The following is a 15,311-nucleotide window of genomic DNA, read 5'->3' as shown; positions in this document are numbered from 1 at the left end:
CTTGACCGATGACGCTTCCTTCCGAAGTCGATACCGCACTCCCGCCAGACTTAGAATTGGCAACTTCACCCGAAGATGAATATCTTGATGAACTCCCTGCTGAAGTCGAAATGTCCCTGTTCGACCATCTGGAAGAGTTGCGGCGGCGAATTTTCTATGCGCTGATTGCTGTTGTTGTTGGTGTGGCAGGTTGTTTCCTGTTTGTCAAGCAAATCGTCCGCTTATTGGAAATCCCGGCGCAGGGAGTTAAGTTTCTCCAACTTGCACCAGGAGAATACTTTTTTGTCTCTATCAAAGTCGCTGGTTACAGTGGCTTGCTAGTCGCCAGTCCTTTTATCCTCTACCAGATTATCCAGTTTGTTCTACCAGGGCTAACTCGCCGCGAAAGTCGCTTAATAGGGCCAGTTGTCTTGGGGTCAAGCTTTCTGTTTGTGACCGGTCTGTTTTTCGCTTATGTAGCACTTATTCCAGCGGCGTTGAATTTTTTCATCAGCTACGGTGCAGATGTCGTAGAACAACTATGGTCAATTGACAAGTATTTTGAGTTTGTGCTGCTGTTGATGTTTAGCACTGGCTTGGCGTTTCAAATTCCCATAATCCAGCTATTGTTGGGCTTTTTGGGAATTGTCTCTTCAGCGCAAATGTTTTCTGGCTGGCGGCTGGTGATTCTGGGAGCAACTGTATTGGGTGCGGTGCTGACACCTTCCACCGACCCGCTTACCCAAAGTCTTCTCGCTGGTGCGGTGCTGGGTCTTTACTTCGGCGGTATCGGTTTGGTAAAGCTGTTAGGGCGCTAAGATATTTTCTCGTTCCCAATTTCTCAGAGTATCCATTCGGAGGCGCGATCGCCCAAATCTAGGGGAATGCTTACCGCTTTACCCAGACGAGGGCGATCGCGTGTCTGTTCAATATACTCCTGCACCGTTGATGCTCCACCCCAAGCATGGAGATAACCAGCGACAGTCTCCAGGTGCGCTATGTACTCCGCCTCTGAAAGCGGAAAAGACACCTGCTCTAAATATTTCCACATCACCTGCACAAAAATCTTGTTCTGAACCCGCCTAATCTGGATATCGTATGAGCGTCCCCACTTGGAAAGCAGCAGTTGCTGAAGGTCTTGTCCTGTCATAATTTTTTATTGTTATAAATTTTATTCACATATCGTCATAAAGGAAGCGGTTCTTAAAATTATGATACGGTGCAAAAGAATGTAATAATACCCTAAGCAAGGCTGTAAACCTTTCCCCAAAAGGGTTTGTGGCGGCCCTGAGTAGTGGCTGTTTGATATACATTTATTAGTCAGGGTTTAACAAATTCGGGGATATTTCTCCAAATTGTTTACATAGCTATACACTGAAGACGAAATCATGGCTCAACTTTCTGGATCAGCAGACGTTCCCGATATGGGACGTCGCCAATTTATGAACTTGCTAACTTTTGGTGCCATTACAGGAACAGCACTGGGCGCACTATATCCGGTTGTCAAGTATTTTATCCCGCCGTCGAGCGGTACAGGAGGCGGTGGTCTAACTGCTAAGGATGCCATCGGCAACGACATCATTGTGAGCGACTTTTTGGCGAATCACAATCCAGGCGATCGCAGCTTAGTTCAGGGCTTCAAAGGCGACCCCACCTACATTGTGGTGACAGAAGACAAACAAATCGAGAATTACGGTTTAAACGCTGTTTGCACCCACTTAGGCTGTGTGGTTCCCTGGAACTCCGGCGAAAACAGGTTTATTTGTCCCTGTCATGGTTCCCAGTATGACAACACTGGCAAAGTAGTCCGGGGCCCAGCACCTCTGTCCTTGGGACTGGTTCACGCCGCAGTCGTTGAAGACAAAGTTACTTTAACACCCTGGACGGAAACCGACTTCCGTACTGGCGAAAACCCCTGGTGGACATAGGGATTTTAGATTTTAGATTGAGTCTGAAATCTAAAATACACCCATCCACGCATCCAAAATTGTTTGAAATTGACACTTCCTACCCCTCCTTAATAGATGAGAAAAGCTTCTTTTGCGGCGATGTGTAAATTAGGCAAGCGGGTAATTGCTAAAAGCATCCTGGTGGCGATCGCCACCCTATCATTATTCTTCGCAAGCGATCGCGTCCTTCCCCAGTCAGCTAGCGCCTACCCCTTCTGGGCCCAGCAAACTTATCCGGAAACCCCCCGCGAACCCACCGGGCGGATCGTCTGCGCTAACTGTCACCTGGGTGCCAAATCCACCAAAGTTGAAGTTCCTCAATCAGTTCTGCCAGACACCGTATTTGAAGCCGTAGTCAAAATCCCCTACGACACCAACATACAGCAAGTGCAAGGTGATGGCAGCAAAGGCCCCCTGAACGTGGGTGCCGTATTGATGTTGCCCGAAGGCTTTAAGATTGCCCCAGAAGACAGAATTCCCGAAGAAATGAAGGAAAAAGTCGGGGAACTTTACTTCCAATCCTACAACGAAGACAAAGAAAACATCGTTATCGTTGGCCCCATCTCCGGCGATCAATACCAGGAAATTGTCTTCCCAGTTCTTTCTCCCAATCCAGAAACCGAAAAAGGAGTTTACTTCGGTAAATATTCCATTCATGTCGGCGGAAACCGGGGACGCGGACAAGTTTACCCAACTGGCGAAAAGAGCAACAACGCCGTCTATAACGCTTCTGTAGCTGGTAGAATCACCTCTATTGCCCAAGCAGAAGAAGGCGGCTCCCAAGTCACCATTCAGCCAGCAGAAGGCAGTGCCGTTGTTGAGACAATTCCCGCAGGCCCCGATCTAGTCGTTTCCGAAGGGCAAGAAGTCAAAGCAGGCGAAGCTTTAACTAACAATCCTAATGTCGGTGGATTTGGTCAAGTAGACACCGAAATCGTCTTGCAAAGCCCCACCCGCGTCAAGTGGTTGATGGCATTCATCTTCGCCATCATGCTGTCTCAAGTCATGCTAGTGCTGAAGAAGAAGCAAGTAGAAAAAGTGCAAGCCGCTGAAATGAATTTCTAGTTTCTGTACTGAATAATTGCGTGTAGGACAGGCATAATGCCTGTCTTTTTTTATTGTGCTTCTATTAATCTTGCCCGTTGGCTATTTTTTGGTCGGGTGAGAGTAGAAGAGCGATCGCAACGAGTAGCCGCTAAAGTTAGACAATTAAATATTGGCCCAGATACTCTCTAGAAACACACCAACGGCTTATGAACGCGCTGACAACCGAAACTATATAATTCGCTTTCGCTAGTAACATTTGCCAATGCAAAGCCGAGGCGAGCAGAAACATTATCATGTAATTGTGCACGTTTAATCAAATTTGTCAATACTTGGGTTGAACCAATTTCCACCACCCGTTTTACACCTTCTGCTGCTAATTGCAGGGTGATTTCTCGCCAGCGAACCGCACCAGTCATTTGCCGACCCAGGCGTTCTTTCAAAACTGCGGCATCAACTGCTGGCAAGGGTTCTACATTCGATAAAACAGGAATTTCGGCTGTCTGAAACTCAATAGAATCTAACGCTTGCTGGAACGCGAAGGCAGCTGTCGCCATGAACGCAGAATGAAAAGCACCAGAAAGCTTCAGGGGAACCACACGCTTCGCCTCTACCTGGGATAGCACCAAGGCTACAGCAGCTGGAGATCCAGAGATTACCAATTGGTCTAAATTATCACTCGCTAGTTCTACATTAGGAGTTTGCTGGATTTGTTGTTCGAGAAGAATGCGATCGCATCCGATCAACACAGCCATCATCCCACTTGGAGCCTTATCCATCAACTCGGCGCGGCGCTTAATCAGGCGTAACCCCGATTCAAAATCATACACTCCAGCAGCATAAAGAGCGATGTACTCGCCCATACTGTAGCCTGCCACAAAATCGGGTTGGTGTCCCTGCTGCTTCATCAAGTCAGCAAGAATACTCGACACAACATAAATGCAAGGTTGGGTGTAGAAAGTCCGCGATAGCATTGTTTCATTGCTTTGGCAGACTTCCAAAACCGACCAGCCTAAAATTTCCTCTGCCAGCTTAAACCTGGCTTTAGCAGCAGGTATCTTTACTAAATCCAGCCCCATCCCTATCCTTTGGGAACCCTGACCTGGAAACACCCATGCAGTCTTTATAGCCATTCTTTCCAAAAAGATAAGGGGTTACTTTTTTGTAAAACAATAATGCAGCCTTTCATTCCAGAAGAGAAAACCAAAGGCTAGTTCTTGAATATAAAACTTTTGACAGTTTACAGATTTTTTAAGTTCCGCACTACCTGATCAACTCAAAACAAGAAACTCTGCGTAGCTTTGCGTACTTTGCTTTAAAACCCTTCTCCCCTTTCTAGACAGAAGATACCTCTCAAGAGGGTTGGCAATATTCCCAAAACAAGCTGATAGTCAATCTAACACCATCAATGAACGGCATCGCCTAGTAGAGCAACTTCTATGTAACTCAACATCAGAGAGGTGCTTATGAAATCAGTAGTAAGTAGCATTGGCGTTAGCTTGGCAGGATTATACATCATAGGAAGCGTCAGCAGAGAACCCATACTGGAAGTTGCGATCGCTTCCACTCCTAACCCCATCTCCATAGCCCAAGCTGCTAAACCCTCAAAAGTAGAAATCGCCCTTGACGAAGGGAACTTAACTGAGGCGGTGCCGCAAATTGAGGCAACTTGGGAAAAGCAATATGAGGATTATTTTCGGATAACTTTTCCCGACAAGTCAATAACCGTTAAGGATGTTGCCAATACTTTAGACCGAATCGCTAAGCAAACCGGGAAAAATACTGCCCTGATTTATGTATTTCCCCTAGATCAACAACTAGAGCTCGTGTTGATTACTCCAAAAGGTAAACCAATTCACAAGCGAATTCTAGCAGCTAAACGCGAAGTTTTACTGGAAACAGTTAAAGAATTCCGAAAGAATATTGTCAACCACTCAATCAAAGGTAGTAAAGAGTATTTTCCAGCAGCCCGACAGCTTCATCAGTGGATTATTGCGCCGCTGGAAGCAGACTTAGAAACTAATAATATAGACAGCTTAATTTTTTGCATGGGTGTTGGCTTACGCACTATGCCATTGGCAGCATTTCATGATGGGCAAAAGTTTCTTATAGAAAAATATAGTATTGGACGCATCCCTGCCTTCAAACTGACAGATACCAGATACGCTGACATCAAAAAATCACCAGTTTTGGCAATGGGTGCGTCAAAATTTAAGGAACAAGAACCATTACCTGCCGTGCCAGTAGAGTTATCTGCTATTACACAAAAGCTGCGACGGGGTAAATCCTTTCTCAACCAAGAATTTACTTTGCATAATTTGCAGTCGCAACGCGCTTCACAGCCTTTTAAAATTATTCACCTAGCGACTCATGCTGACTTCCTACCGGGAGTTCCCAGCAACTCCTACGTTCAGTTTTGGGACGAAAAACTGCGGTTGAATCAAATGAAGCACTTAAGCTGGAATAACCCACCAGTAGAACTGTTGGTGTTGAGTGCCTGTAGAACAGCTTTAGGTGATAAAGATGCAGAGTTAGGCTTTGCAGGGTTAGCGGTTAACAGCGGCGTAAAATCAGCTTTAGCTAGTCTGTGGTATGTATCAGATGAAGGAACTTTGGGACTGATGACAGAGTTTTATCGGCATCTAGCTACTGCGCCTATTAAAGCAGAAGCGTTGCGGCAAGCCCAGATAGCAATGTTGAAAGGGCAGGTACGCATAGAAAATGGTCAATTGCATTCTCCGAGAGGAAATATATCTCTACCGCCAGAACTGGCAGGGCTTGGGAATCAAAATTTATCGCATCCCTATTATTGGGCAGCTTTTACAATAGTTGGTAGCCCGTGGTAAGCAAGGTAATCCTGTAAAAGGTAAAAAAGATAAGTAGGTTTGCTTGAGGAACCTCACCCAACTCTCCTCTCCATAATTAGGTTTGGTTTTATTTTATTGCCCCACTTAAACCCACTTGATATTCTTCTTTATTCAGAGCATATATAACCGCTTTTTACTCCGATGCTTTCAGATTAGGGAGTTGACTTTATTTGAAAACAAACTCTTTTTCAAACTTTAGGCTAACTTTTTATAATTACCGTTTGTGTAGTGAATTTCCTCCGAACACTACTCTAGATAAAGCATCAACATTTTTCCTAGCAAAGCGATCTGTTCAGTAAATGAAATTTTCTCATTGCCCCACAAACGCTCTAAAATTAAGCCATTAATTAAACTCAATATAAACCAAGCGATCGCAGGATCGGAAATTTCTAAGAAATTAGCGATCGCTTGTTGATAACGCTCATCAATTTGCTGAAAAAATTGAGCTTTTCGTAGTTCTTCCCGGTCTTGATGCTGACAATAATCAACAATGATAAATGCTTGTTTGATAAAGTATTCCTCGTTTTTAACTAGAAATCTACCCAAAGCTTCTACACGCTCTTGCAGGGTTTGCATTCCTTCTAACTGTGCTGCTGCTGTAGTCACATCCTGCTGACTTATCTCTTCCACCAATTGCTCAAACAGAACTTGTTTACTCGGAAAGTAATGATACAGCGTCCCGGTGGAAACCCCTAATCCTTCAGCAATTTGGCGCATGGTGATGGCAGCATAGCCTTTATGAGCAAATAAATCAAAGCACTTACTCAGCAATTCTTTGCGGTATTGGTCACGATTAATAATCTTGGGCATACAAACAAAAGCGTTACTCAAAGGCGATTTGCACAATCAGACTGTAACGCCCACAGCTAAAATTGACTACTTGACATATTATATCGAACGTATGTTATAAATAAAAGCATCAAAGCTAAAGGAGCTTAAGTATCCGAATATTGCGGTTAGAAGTTAGCCAAATCGCTGCATCTAAGGGCAATCTGGGGCAAAAATCAACCGTGAGGAGACATGAAAAATCCACTTGCAACCGTTTACTGCTATATCGCCGCCTGGAATGAGCGCGAACCTTCCCGCAGAAGAGAGTTAATTCGCCAAGCGTTCGCAGAGGATGCAGTGTACGTAGATCCGTTGAGTAAAGCTCAGGGTTATGACGAGATCGATAAAGCGATCGCTAGCTTCTTTGAGATGCTTCCGGGTACCGCATTTCTGGTTAGCGACGAAATCCACCGACAGAACTCAATTTTGAGCTATAGCTGGAAGCTCACAGCTTTAGATGGAAGCACGTTGGTAGAGGGAAGCGATCGCGTACAGCTTGCGGAGGACGGTCGCTACCGCTACGCTATTGGCTTTTACGTAGCTGATCCTGTAGAGACATCTAATAAGGCTAAAACAGCTTTTGAAGCTTATCAAAACTAGATTTTCGACAATGAGGTGAACAAAATGCTTTTCTTTTCAATATGGGGGTTTTTCCTCTGGTTAGTAGTAACGATTCTTGTGAGATTCGCTGGAGAATTTTTATTGAATCCAGACAATTTTATGGTGGTACTGTTGACTTTTGTATTTACAGCACCTTTAATTGCTGCCGTCACTTATCCTATTTATATCTGGCGAAAGCTTCCAACATCGGAACGTCCTTTAGCTGCCATTTACACCTTATTAACTGGAATGTTTTTGGACGTATTTATTGTCTTGTTTTATCCGGTAATCCTTCCTAATCTCTCGCCCATTGAAATTAGAATTTATTCAGCATTGTTACTATGGGCATATAGCTGGGGATTATTGTCAGGCTTTTTTCCCAAACAGTTAACGGTAACAAGAAAATCACCTTCAGCGTTAAATATCTCTTAGCTAAAGTATGGTAGTAGGTTGAGGAAAAAAACCTACTACCAATAAATACTACATTATAAGGAAACTTGATATAAATTGGAGATAGCCTTAGTTGAGGGATAGATATGACAACAACAGTCTCGCTGGAAGAATATCTCCCAATCCAGATTGAGTATCCAGATGAAGACGGTAAGCCGATTGCCGAAGGTGATGTGCAGTGTAATTACTTGATTTATGCTCAGAGTGCGCTGCGGATTTATTTTCAAAATCGTCCTGATGTATACGTGGCTGGCAATTTATTTATTTACTATGAAAAAGGTAATCCGGAGTCAGTTGTTGCACCGGATATATTTGTTGTCTTGGGAGTAGAAAACAAGGAACGCCGTACTTTCAAAACTTGGGAAGAAAATAATAAAACGCCTGATTTCGTGTTGGAGATAACTTCAAAAACTACCCGCGCCAAAGATCAAGGTGCAAAAAAAGGAATTTACGCTTATTTGGGGGTAAATGAGTATTATCAATACGACCCTACAGGGGATTATCTCAATCCCCAAATCCAGGGTTTACGCTTAGTTGAAGGTAATTATTTGCCAGTAGCAACAACAACTTTGCCGGATGGTACAGTGTCGTTAACCAGTGAAGTTTTGAAGCTGGAGTTGCGGCTAGAATCTGGAAAACTACACTTTTACGAGCCAGCAACAGATAAAAAACTCCTTACCCATAATGAGGAAGCAGCAGCACGACAGCAAGCAGAGGAAAAAGCCCAGCGATTAGCCGCTAAACTCAGAGAGTTAAATATTGATCCAGACACCCTCTAAAAATAAGGTGGGCTTGCCAAACCTAATAAAACCCCCCGTAATTCGGGGGGTTGGGAGTATCTGTATTACAAGGGACGATAAACTCGATAGTTGATTTCGGGGAAGATGTTGTCAATTTCTTCGACTTTTTCTAACCAACCGCTGTCGATTTTACCGATGTTGATGTCATCGTAGAGCTTGTTGAAGCGCATAAGATGCGATCGCGTTCTTCGCACCGCATACGGTACCATCGTCCCAGTACGCATAATAAACGCCCAGTCAGAAGATTGCGCCAGCAGCAATTCTCGCGCCGCTTGGTTCAGCGCTTTCCACTCCAGTTCATCAGCAGGTTCGCGTCGCCCTAACTCAATCATCCGTTCTGCTGCTTTGTGCAAATGCGGATAAATCCAAGCATTAGTCTCATTCAACCAATACTCATGGAAACCTTTGTAACCCCAACTCGACTGAGAAGGACGACAGACTTGCTGCGTTGGGTTGGCGCGTAAATAATCTGCCAAATGCGTCATCTGATACGTACTTTGGTCATACCAAGACTTGCGGAACAGATAATCTATAAACCACGGGCCTTCATACCACCAGTGGCCAAATAACTCTGCATCGTAGGGCGAGACGATGATTGGCGGACGCTGCATAATGTGGTGCAAGTGTTCGACTTGCCGCTCCCGATTATACGTAAAGTTCGCGGCGTGTTCAGCAGCCTTTTCCCGCGCCCAGTAAGGGTCATAAAGTTGCTTATCGCCCAACCCTAAACCACGCCCGGTAATTTTGTGATATTTGATGCCCGTATTCTTCCGCTGGCCATTGGGCATGATGTAGGGCTTGATGTATTCATATTCTGCTTCCCAGCCCAAATCCTTGTAAAATTCCCGATATTCCGCCGCACCGGGATAGCCTACTTCCGAAGACCAAACCTGTTGGGAAGACTCGTGATCTCGACCGAAGGCAGCAACTCCGGTTTCTGTAAAGATGGGGGCATAGGAGCCAAAGCGGGGGCGAGGACGGGCGTAGAGAATGCCATGCCCATCAGTGAGGAAGTAGCGCAAGCCTGCATCCGCTAACATCCGCTCTAATCCTTCATAGTAGGCGCATTCTGGCAACCAAATCCCTTTGGGAGGACGACCAAAGGTTTGCTCGTAGTGTTCTACTGCTACCTGAATTTGCGCCCAGACTGCTTGGGGATACATCTTCATCAGCGGCATATACCCGTGAGTTGCGCCGCAGGTGATGATTTCCAGGTTGTTACTATCTAAGAATTGTTTAAACGCCGTCACTAAGTCCCGGTCGTGGCGTTCCCATGTCTGACGAATGCTGTGAAATTCATTCGTGTAGTGTTCCGCGAGGTAGCGGATATGACCGTTATTCTTGTTATGCTCAACTTCTAGTTGAGCGAGTTCTTCCAGTTGGGCTAAGTGTTCGTCGTAGCGCTCTTGTAGCAAAGGATCGCGTAGCATTGACACCAAAGGCGGTGTCATACTCATTGTGATTTTGAAGTCAATGCCGTCCCGTTTTAAGCCCTCAAATACGTGCAGCAGAGGAATATAGGTTTCGGTGATGGCCTCAAACAGCCACTCTTCTTCCAGAACATAGTCACTTTCAGGATGGCGGACGAAGGGTAGGTGAGCGTGGAGGACTAGGGCGAGGTAGCCGATGGGCATAATAACTTTGGGGTTTGGGATAGATGTGGAATCGAGGCAAAGACGAATTTTAAATTATTTTAAGATTTTACGGCTAAAGGTAATAAGTATAAGAGCGGTTTAGTTTATTAAGGGCTAGAAGCTAAAAGGCATAAAGATAAAAGGCAAAATATAAAAGGCAAGAAATGGGTAATGTGAAGACTGAGGGCTTGGGGCAAGATATCTTATAGCAACCGTTTGCCAGCAATCCGATGAAACGGGATCTGGAGTATCGTCTAGATTGCTTTTGGCTGTCTATGCTGAGAAATAAGGATCAACCAAGTGAGAGCAAATGCCGAAAAATCCTTTGAGTTTATGTTTGTTGACCAGCACCCTTTGGTTTGGTGCTTCGATTGCTACTATTGCCCAAGCGCCTATCCCAGAACCAGCCCAAGAAAGACCTGCTCAAGCGCCTACCCCAGCGCCAGCGTCGTCTAATATAAAGTTGACGCTGGAAGATTTGCCTGCTGGCTTCCAAGAATTACCGCCAGAAGTAGCAGCTGCTATTGCTTCAAATTTAGAAGTTCTTAGACAACAGCTGACTCAGGCAAACATCAAGCCGGAGAATTTCTTTGCTTTTGTCAATCAAGAGAACTTCCAAATTGTCTTGGGATTCACGGGCAATATGCCGTCAGAACCGGATCGGGCAAACTTTGATGCTAGTCTGCAAGAAATGCAGAACCCGGAAGCACAGCAAAAAATGTTGAGCCTACTCCGCCAAAGACTAAAAGGATACCAGGGACTAGAGGTTGTGGAATACAAACCACTTCCGGAACTGAATAGCCTGGGGAATGCCTCCTCCGGCATGAGCTTGGCTCTCAAGCTGCAACAGCAGCCTGTGCGGATGGATGTAGCGGCTTTTCGCCGCAACCGGGTAGGGGCGTTAACAGCGGTGATTTATACAAATGGTAAACAACCATTGGTGCCAGTGGGGGATGTGGTTCGCAAGTTAGACGGGCGAATTTTGCAAGTGTCTCCTGCTGCTAATCTTCCGGGTTCAGTGAGGTAGAAAAAGCGATCGCGCTCAAATTAATTGAGGCTGATGTGCGATGTTAAACTCAATTAATTAATTCTCAATGGTTGTGGTGGGCTTCTGCTCACCCTAGCCAATCAATCGGATGATTGCTTAAACTTGACGGCGTGACTTAACTTCGCTATGACCTGATGGAGATTGTCAGGAGTGAAGACAGGGCGATCGCATTTTGGTCTTTTTGAGTTATGCGATCGCTCACCTACATCTACAATCCGTTAGCGAACGTTACCTAAGGTATCGCGCCTTCAAGTAACAAGATTTAAGCCCTATAAAGACTCAATAAACCAAGGTAATTTTAGAATAGGGGACTGTAAGCTCTCTCCATAGGTTGCCTATGCCTGCCCTAGACATCTATCACGATGCTGTGAAGAATGCACTCGTCAAAGATGGTTGGACCATTTCTCATGATCCGTTTCATCTGCGATGGGGCAAAAAGGATATGTATGTCGATCTTGGCGCACGGCAACTTTTGGCAGCAGAACGGGAGGAACGCAAAATTGCAGTAGAGATCAAGGGCTTTGTCGGTGCTTCCGAATTGGAAGACCTTAAAAATGCAGTCGGTCAGTTTGTTCTTTACCGGGCTGTAATGCGTTAAACCAATCCAAATTGGATTTTATATCTGGCAGTTCGCGACATAACGTTTAACTCTCTTTTTGAGGAACCAATTGGTCAACTCTCCATTGCTGATGAAAATCTGAACCTAATCGTATTTGAAGCTCACAAGGAGGTAATTGTGCAATGGATACCTTAGAGAACTATCGAAAGATTATTAAGAGTGTTCTTGAACCCTACACTAAAATTCCATACGCGCATGGAGAACTTACTTGTAAAGCAGTTTTTGATGAAGTAGCTGATAGCTATTTATTGATTACTCTCGGTTGGGATGCGGCAAGGCGTGTTCATGGATGTCTTGTTCATCTTGATACTATTGAGGGCAAGGTTTGGGTGCAACGAGATGATACAGAAGATGGTGTAACTCAGGAACTGGTTGCTGCGGGAATTCCTAAAGATAAAATCGTTTTGGGGTTTCATCCACCAGACGTGAGGCAGTATACAGGATATGCCGTTGCTTAGCGATTCGCTGGCGCGACAGCTTCGCTTCACGCCTTTTGGTCTGTTTGAGTTAGGCGATCGTGCTAAATCGGTACAACATGGCGGAGCAAACCGATAAGAAAATTGTCTGCTGACAAATCAGATGCAGGTTCAGTGTAGTTAGGAGTCTCGTCTACTCTGTCTTTGTCTGCCATTAAGAAACAAGCTGCATTATAGTGTCTTTCCCTAACCATCTTGCGACAAAATAGTTCATATCGCTTTGCATAAGAACTATTCTTGAAATCCTCAAACACAGGGAAGTGTGGTTCAGAGACGTTGACGGGTCTGTGTGAAGCTGGGCAGTCCTCTAGGACAATCAGATACCCGATCCACGGTGGCGGGGCATTTCCGAATGCTCCCTCCCTAAAAGCTGTCCATATATCTAAAGCTGATCCCATTGCTTCTTCTGCACGATTGTTAAAGTTATTGCCGAAGCTGGGACCGACGTGGCTCTTAAGCTCTATAGCAGCTTTGAATTGACCCTCAGAAACAACTAAGAAATCATAGGTTTTGGTAGGACGAAAAAATCCAGGCAGTACAGTTAAACTCTTCTTGATGTGAATGCTCTCTTGAGAAATACCTGCATCAAGTAACAAGTTTGTGATTGCCAGAGCAAAACCATCCATTTGCTTACCACCTGTAACGTCTCTTCGATTACCCTGGTCAATCTTCCCAAGCAGTTCTTGTGCTTGTCGCTGGGCTATTCGCTGATTCCAGAAGCCGCGCACTGCATCGTTGAAAACATTAGATGGAATAGGCATTAAGCTCCCTCAAAATCTATTAGTGAAAGTTGAGTGGCTCGTAATTCCTGAAGTCGCTTTAGTGCCATTTTGTGGTAAACAGGTTCTACTTCAAATCCGATACTGTTGCGCCCCCATAATGAAGCAGCCAAGCTTGTCGTACCAGTACCGAGAAATGGATCGATGACCGTGTCGCCGACAAAAGAGAACATCCGGATAATTCGTTCTGCTAATTCAAGTGGGAAAGGAGCTGGATGGTTACGGGTCGAGGCTCCTTTTATATCCCAAATTTGTTGGAAACATTTTCGGTGCAACTCTTCCGGAATGATCGAAAGTGTCCGCATAGTTATAGTTGGTTTTCGATAACCACCACTTTTTCTTTGCATCAGGATGAATTCGATATCATTTTTGATTACTCCACCTGGCTCATAGGGTTTACCAAGAAAACTAGTTCCATTCCCGTGAGCTTCTAACGAAGCATTCGATATTTTGTACCAAATAATTGGAGCTAAATTATCAAAGCCAATGGCTCTGCAATGTTCTTGAATGCTTGCATGGAGCGGAAAAACCATATGTTTGCCGTACTGCCTACGCGATACACAAACATCGCCAACTACAATAACGAGCCTCCCACCTGGCACCAGAACGCGATAAACATGCTGCCAAACTTGGTCTAACTCAGTGAGAAAAGTTTCGTAATCTGCAATATCTCCTAGTTGTCCTTCACTACCGATGTATTTTTTCAGAGTCCAATAGGGTGGAGATGTAAGCACAAGATGAACACTCTCATCAGGCACGGCTTCCATCAATCGGCTATCACCGAGGATAACACTATGCGATGATGGCATTGCCTGGACGCACCTTAAAAGTTGCTCCATCATCTTGGTATCTTTAGCAATAGCAGGAATAGCACGTTGTTCGTCTTCAGCCAGTAGCCTCATGACTTGCTGAGGAATGATGTCAGCACTTTGCAAAGCCTTCTTCAGGAGATTATTACTGTTGAGGTTAAAATGAGTGTCAATATACAATCCTGTTTGTGCTAAATTCATCACTTCCAACTTCTGGGCTATTCCGGACTTTAGACTAATGTTACAGGTAGTACGATCGCGTTTGCTGAGTGCGCTCGCTCATACTTTAGGATGCGTTAGCTTAAGCATAACGCAGCAAATAGAGCCCATCCCTTACTCCTCCATAAGATGAAATGCTTTAAACGGCATTGTTAAAATCCCCAAAATCTGACTCACTTCATTGATAAAATAGTCTCGCTTATCAATCCAGACAGTCTTATCAACCAACTTTATAAACTTCCAATCCGTCCCAGTCGTCACTGCTCCATAGATACTTTCGTTCGCCTCTCCATTCCGTTGATTAAATAATTGGGCTGCAACCATTTCAGCAATACACTGCCCTAAGCCGGATTTAATACTTTCATTCTTCGCCTCTGCCAAAATTACAACCGGAGTCCGAATCTCAGAGGATTCTTTTGAGGCAGTAAGAGTATGATCGCAATATCCGCTCAAACCTGCTTGCAAATCGACATTTGACTCGGAGCCAGAGAAAAAAGCAATTTGAAAATTAAGTATTCGCCTAACATCTAATAAAACCGGGGCAATAATTAACTCCCCACGCGCCTTTTCTGTATTGATTGCAGTTGCTAAAAAGACATTCTCATTTAATGTGGTCTGAAGATAATAAATTGGCAAAATTTCTGGAGTAGCAGTAAATAAATCAATAGATTCTTCTACGGTTAACCCAAAGGCTTCTCTGACTTTAGTTAAGGTTGTAAAATCCTGGGGGCGCGTGTTGCCCCCTGAGATGAAGGGATTTAAGCAATAACTCATAATAATCAGATAAGTAGAATGGGCAATGCCCACCAAATAGGATCATACTGGGTAAGGCTATTTAATTACTTCTGCTGCCTCTCTTCCTTCTTATCTTTCCTTAGCGTAATAAGCGCTAACGCGCATGGGGAATCTAATGCGGTTTATTTTATATTGCTACCGCAAGCGATCGCGTATTTTTTACAGTTTATTACTTAGGGCTTACTGACCAATTAGCTATTACTAAATCTTAAAAATTACTATATATGAGCGCACAGATTACCATTATATAAATATACCAATTAAACCAATAGTTGTCTAGTACCAATGGCGAATATTTTAGACAGGAGTTACGCAGTTGAACTGAAGATGCGGTAGAAGGAAGGAATGAATTGTTAGCTTCCATCGTTTCCAGTGCCTCTATGTGAACGTTGAACTGAAGATGCGGTAGAAGGAA

18 protein-coding genes and 1 pseudogene are annotated in these 15,311 nt (G+C 44.4%); 11 read left to right on the top strand and 8 right to left on the bottom strand.

Translation table 11 applies throughout. The features are described 5' to 3' along the window. The first annotated feature begins 8 nt into the window (after window positions 1-8). Window positions 9-797 (top strand): twin-arginine translocase subunit TatC, encoded by a 789-nt coding sequence (gene tatC / locus H6F66_RS06670; RefSeq protein WP_190419500.1) that lies wholly within the window; start codon window positions 9-11, stop codon window positions 795-797. A 23-nt stretch (window positions 798-820) separates the two neighbouring features. Here tatC and H6F66_RS06665 read toward each other — a convergent pair whose 3' ends face one another. Beyond that, window positions 821-1,129: a DUF3067 family protein gene (locus H6F66_RS06665; protein WP_190419498.1), complete on the bottom strand. Its 309-nt coding sequence runs from the start codon at window positions 1,127-1,129 to the stop codon at window positions 821-823. 238 nt (window positions 1,130-1,367) lie between these two features. Here H6F66_RS06665 and petC point away from each other — a divergent pair, with 238 nt between their 5' ends. From petC to H6F66_RS28800, 3 genes are all read left to right on the top strand, one after another. Further along, window positions 1,368-1,907: a cytochrome b6-f complex iron-sulfur subunit gene (gene petC / locus H6F66_RS06660; protein WP_190419496.1), complete on the top strand. Its 540-nt coding sequence runs from the start codon at window positions 1,368-1,370 to the stop codon at window positions 1,905-1,907. Window positions 1,908-2,003: 96 nt separating this feature from the next. Continuing rightward, window positions 2,004-2,993 (top strand): cytochrome f, encoded by a 990-nt coding sequence (petA, locus tag H6F66_RS06655; RefSeq protein WP_190419494.1) that lies wholly within the window; start codon window positions 2,004-2,006, stop codon window positions 2,991-2,993. 36 nt (window positions 2,994-3,029) lie between these two features. Beyond that, window positions 3,030-3,164 (top strand): hypothetical protein, encoded by a 135-nt coding sequence (locus tag H6F66_RS28800; RefSeq protein WP_277873869.1) that lies wholly within the window; start codon window positions 3,030-3,032, stop codon window positions 3,162-3,164. On the opposite strand, the gene fabD is transcribed toward H6F66_RS28800, so the two are convergent. After that, a complete protein-coding gene (gene fabD / locus H6F66_RS06650; protein WP_190419492.1) occupies window positions 3,161-4,105 on the bottom strand; it encodes an ACP S-malonyltransferase in 945 nt (314 codons plus the stop codon). The genes H6F66_RS28800 and fabD overlap by 4 nt on opposite strands. A 333-nt stretch (window positions 4,106-4,438) precedes the next feature. Here fabD and H6F66_RS06645 point away from each other — a divergent pair, with 333 nt between their 5' ends. Beyond that, window positions 4,439-5,818, top strand: a complete 1,380-nt coding sequence (locus H6F66_RS06645) for a CHAT domain-containing protein (protein WP_190419490.1) — start codon at window positions 4,439-4,441, stop codon at window positions 5,816-5,818. A 267-nt stretch (window positions 5,819-6,085) separates the two neighbouring features. On the opposite strand, the gene H6F66_RS06640 is transcribed toward H6F66_RS06645, so the two are convergent. Then, window positions 6,086-6,649, bottom strand: a complete 564-nt coding sequence (locus H6F66_RS06640) for a TetR/AcrR family transcriptional regulator (protein WP_190419488.1) — start codon at window positions 6,647-6,649, stop codon at window positions 6,086-6,088. A 210-nt stretch (window positions 6,650-6,859) separates the two neighbouring features. Here H6F66_RS06640 and H6F66_RS06635 point away from each other — a divergent pair, with 210 nt between their 5' ends. The 3 genes from H6F66_RS06635 (at window position 6,860) to H6F66_RS06625 (ending at window position 8,496) form a co-directional block, all read left to right on the top strand. Beyond that, window positions 6,860-7,267, top strand: coding sequence for a nuclear transport factor 2 family protein (locus H6F66_RS06635; RefSeq protein ID WP_190419486.1), 408 nt, complete (start codon window positions 6,860-6,862; stop codon window positions 7,265-7,267). 24 nt (window positions 7,268-7,291) lie between these two features. Next, on the top strand, window positions 7,292-7,699 hold the full coding sequence (locus H6F66_RS06630; RefSeq protein WP_190419484.1) for a DUF5367 family protein: 408 nt from the start codon (window positions 7,292-7,294) through the stop codon (window positions 7,697-7,699). A 104-nt stretch (window positions 7,700-7,803) separates the two neighbouring features. Continuing rightward, window positions 7,804-8,496, top strand: a complete 693-nt coding sequence (locus H6F66_RS06625) for a Uma2 family endonuclease (protein WP_190419482.1) — start codon at window positions 7,804-7,806, stop codon at window positions 8,494-8,496. Between the two features lie 65 nt (window positions 8,497-8,561). Here the strand turns inward: H6F66_RS06625 and H6F66_RS06620 are convergent, their stop codons facing one another. Next, window positions 8,562-10,151 carry a glycoside hydrolase family 57 protein gene (locus H6F66_RS06620; protein WP_190419480.1) on the bottom strand — a complete coding sequence of 530 codons (1,590 nt, stop codon included), beginning with the start codon at window positions 10,149-10,151 and terminating at the stop codon, window positions 8,562-8,564. 310 nt (window positions 10,152-10,461) lie between these two features. Between H6F66_RS06620 and H6F66_RS06615 the strand changes: the two genes are divergently transcribed. From H6F66_RS06615 to H6F66_RS06605, 3 genes and pseudogenes are all read left to right on the top strand, one after another. After that, window positions 10,462-11,178, top strand: coding sequence for a hypothetical protein (locus tag H6F66_RS06615; RefSeq protein ID WP_190419478.1), 717 nt, complete (start codon window positions 10,462-10,464; stop codon window positions 11,176-11,178). Window positions 11,179-11,536: 358 nt separating this feature from the next. Next, window positions 11,537-11,953, top strand: a pseudogene (locus H6F66_RS06610) (element excision factor XisH family protein). After that, window positions 11,941-12,276 (top strand): XisI protein, encoded by a 336-nt coding sequence (locus tag H6F66_RS06605; RefSeq protein ID WP_190419476.1) that lies wholly within the window; start codon window positions 11,941-11,943, stop codon window positions 12,274-12,276. The pseudogene H6F66_RS06610 and the gene H6F66_RS06605 overlap by 13 nt, the downstream one beginning before the upstream one ends. Window positions 12,277-12,338: 62 nt before the next feature. Here H6F66_RS06605 and H6F66_RS06600 read toward each other — a convergent pair whose 3' ends face one another. The 4 genes from H6F66_RS06600 to H6F66_RS27970 form a co-directional block, all read right to left on the bottom strand. Continuing rightward, window positions 12,339-13,055: a PaeR7I family type II restriction endonuclease gene (locus H6F66_RS06600; RefSeq protein ID WP_190419474.1), complete on the bottom strand. Its 717-nt coding sequence runs from the start codon at window positions 13,053-13,055 to the stop codon at window positions 12,339-12,341. Continuing rightward, window positions 13,055-13,975 (bottom strand): DNA methyltransferase, encoded by a 921-nt coding sequence (locus H6F66_RS06595; RefSeq protein WP_190419575.1) that lies wholly within the window; start codon window positions 13,973-13,975, stop codon window positions 13,055-13,057. Before H6F66_RS06595 ends, H6F66_RS06600 begins: the two co-directional genes overlap by 1 nt. Before the next feature lie 240 nt (window positions 13,976-14,215). Further along, window positions 14,216-14,875 carry a hypothetical protein gene (locus H6F66_RS06590; RefSeq protein WP_190419473.1) on the bottom strand — a complete coding sequence of 220 codons (660 nt, stop codon included), beginning with the start codon at window positions 14,873-14,875 and terminating at the stop codon, window positions 14,216-14,218. Between the two features lie 229 nt (window positions 14,876-15,104). Continuing rightward, window positions 15,105-15,311, bottom strand: a 207-nt coding sequence (locus H6F66_RS27970; RefSeq protein WP_206755772.1) for a hypothetical protein, incomplete at its 5' end; no start/stop codon positions are given.

The organism is Trichocoleus sp. FACHB-6 (assembly GCF_014695815.1).
Taxonomy (GTDB): Bacteria; Cyanobacteriota; Cyanobacteriia; order Cyanobacteriales; family FACHB-T130; genus Funiculus; species Funiculus sociatus.
The sequence above is the reverse complement of the archived record's forward strand: the minus strand, read 5'-3'. Positions and strand labels throughout refer to the sequence as shown.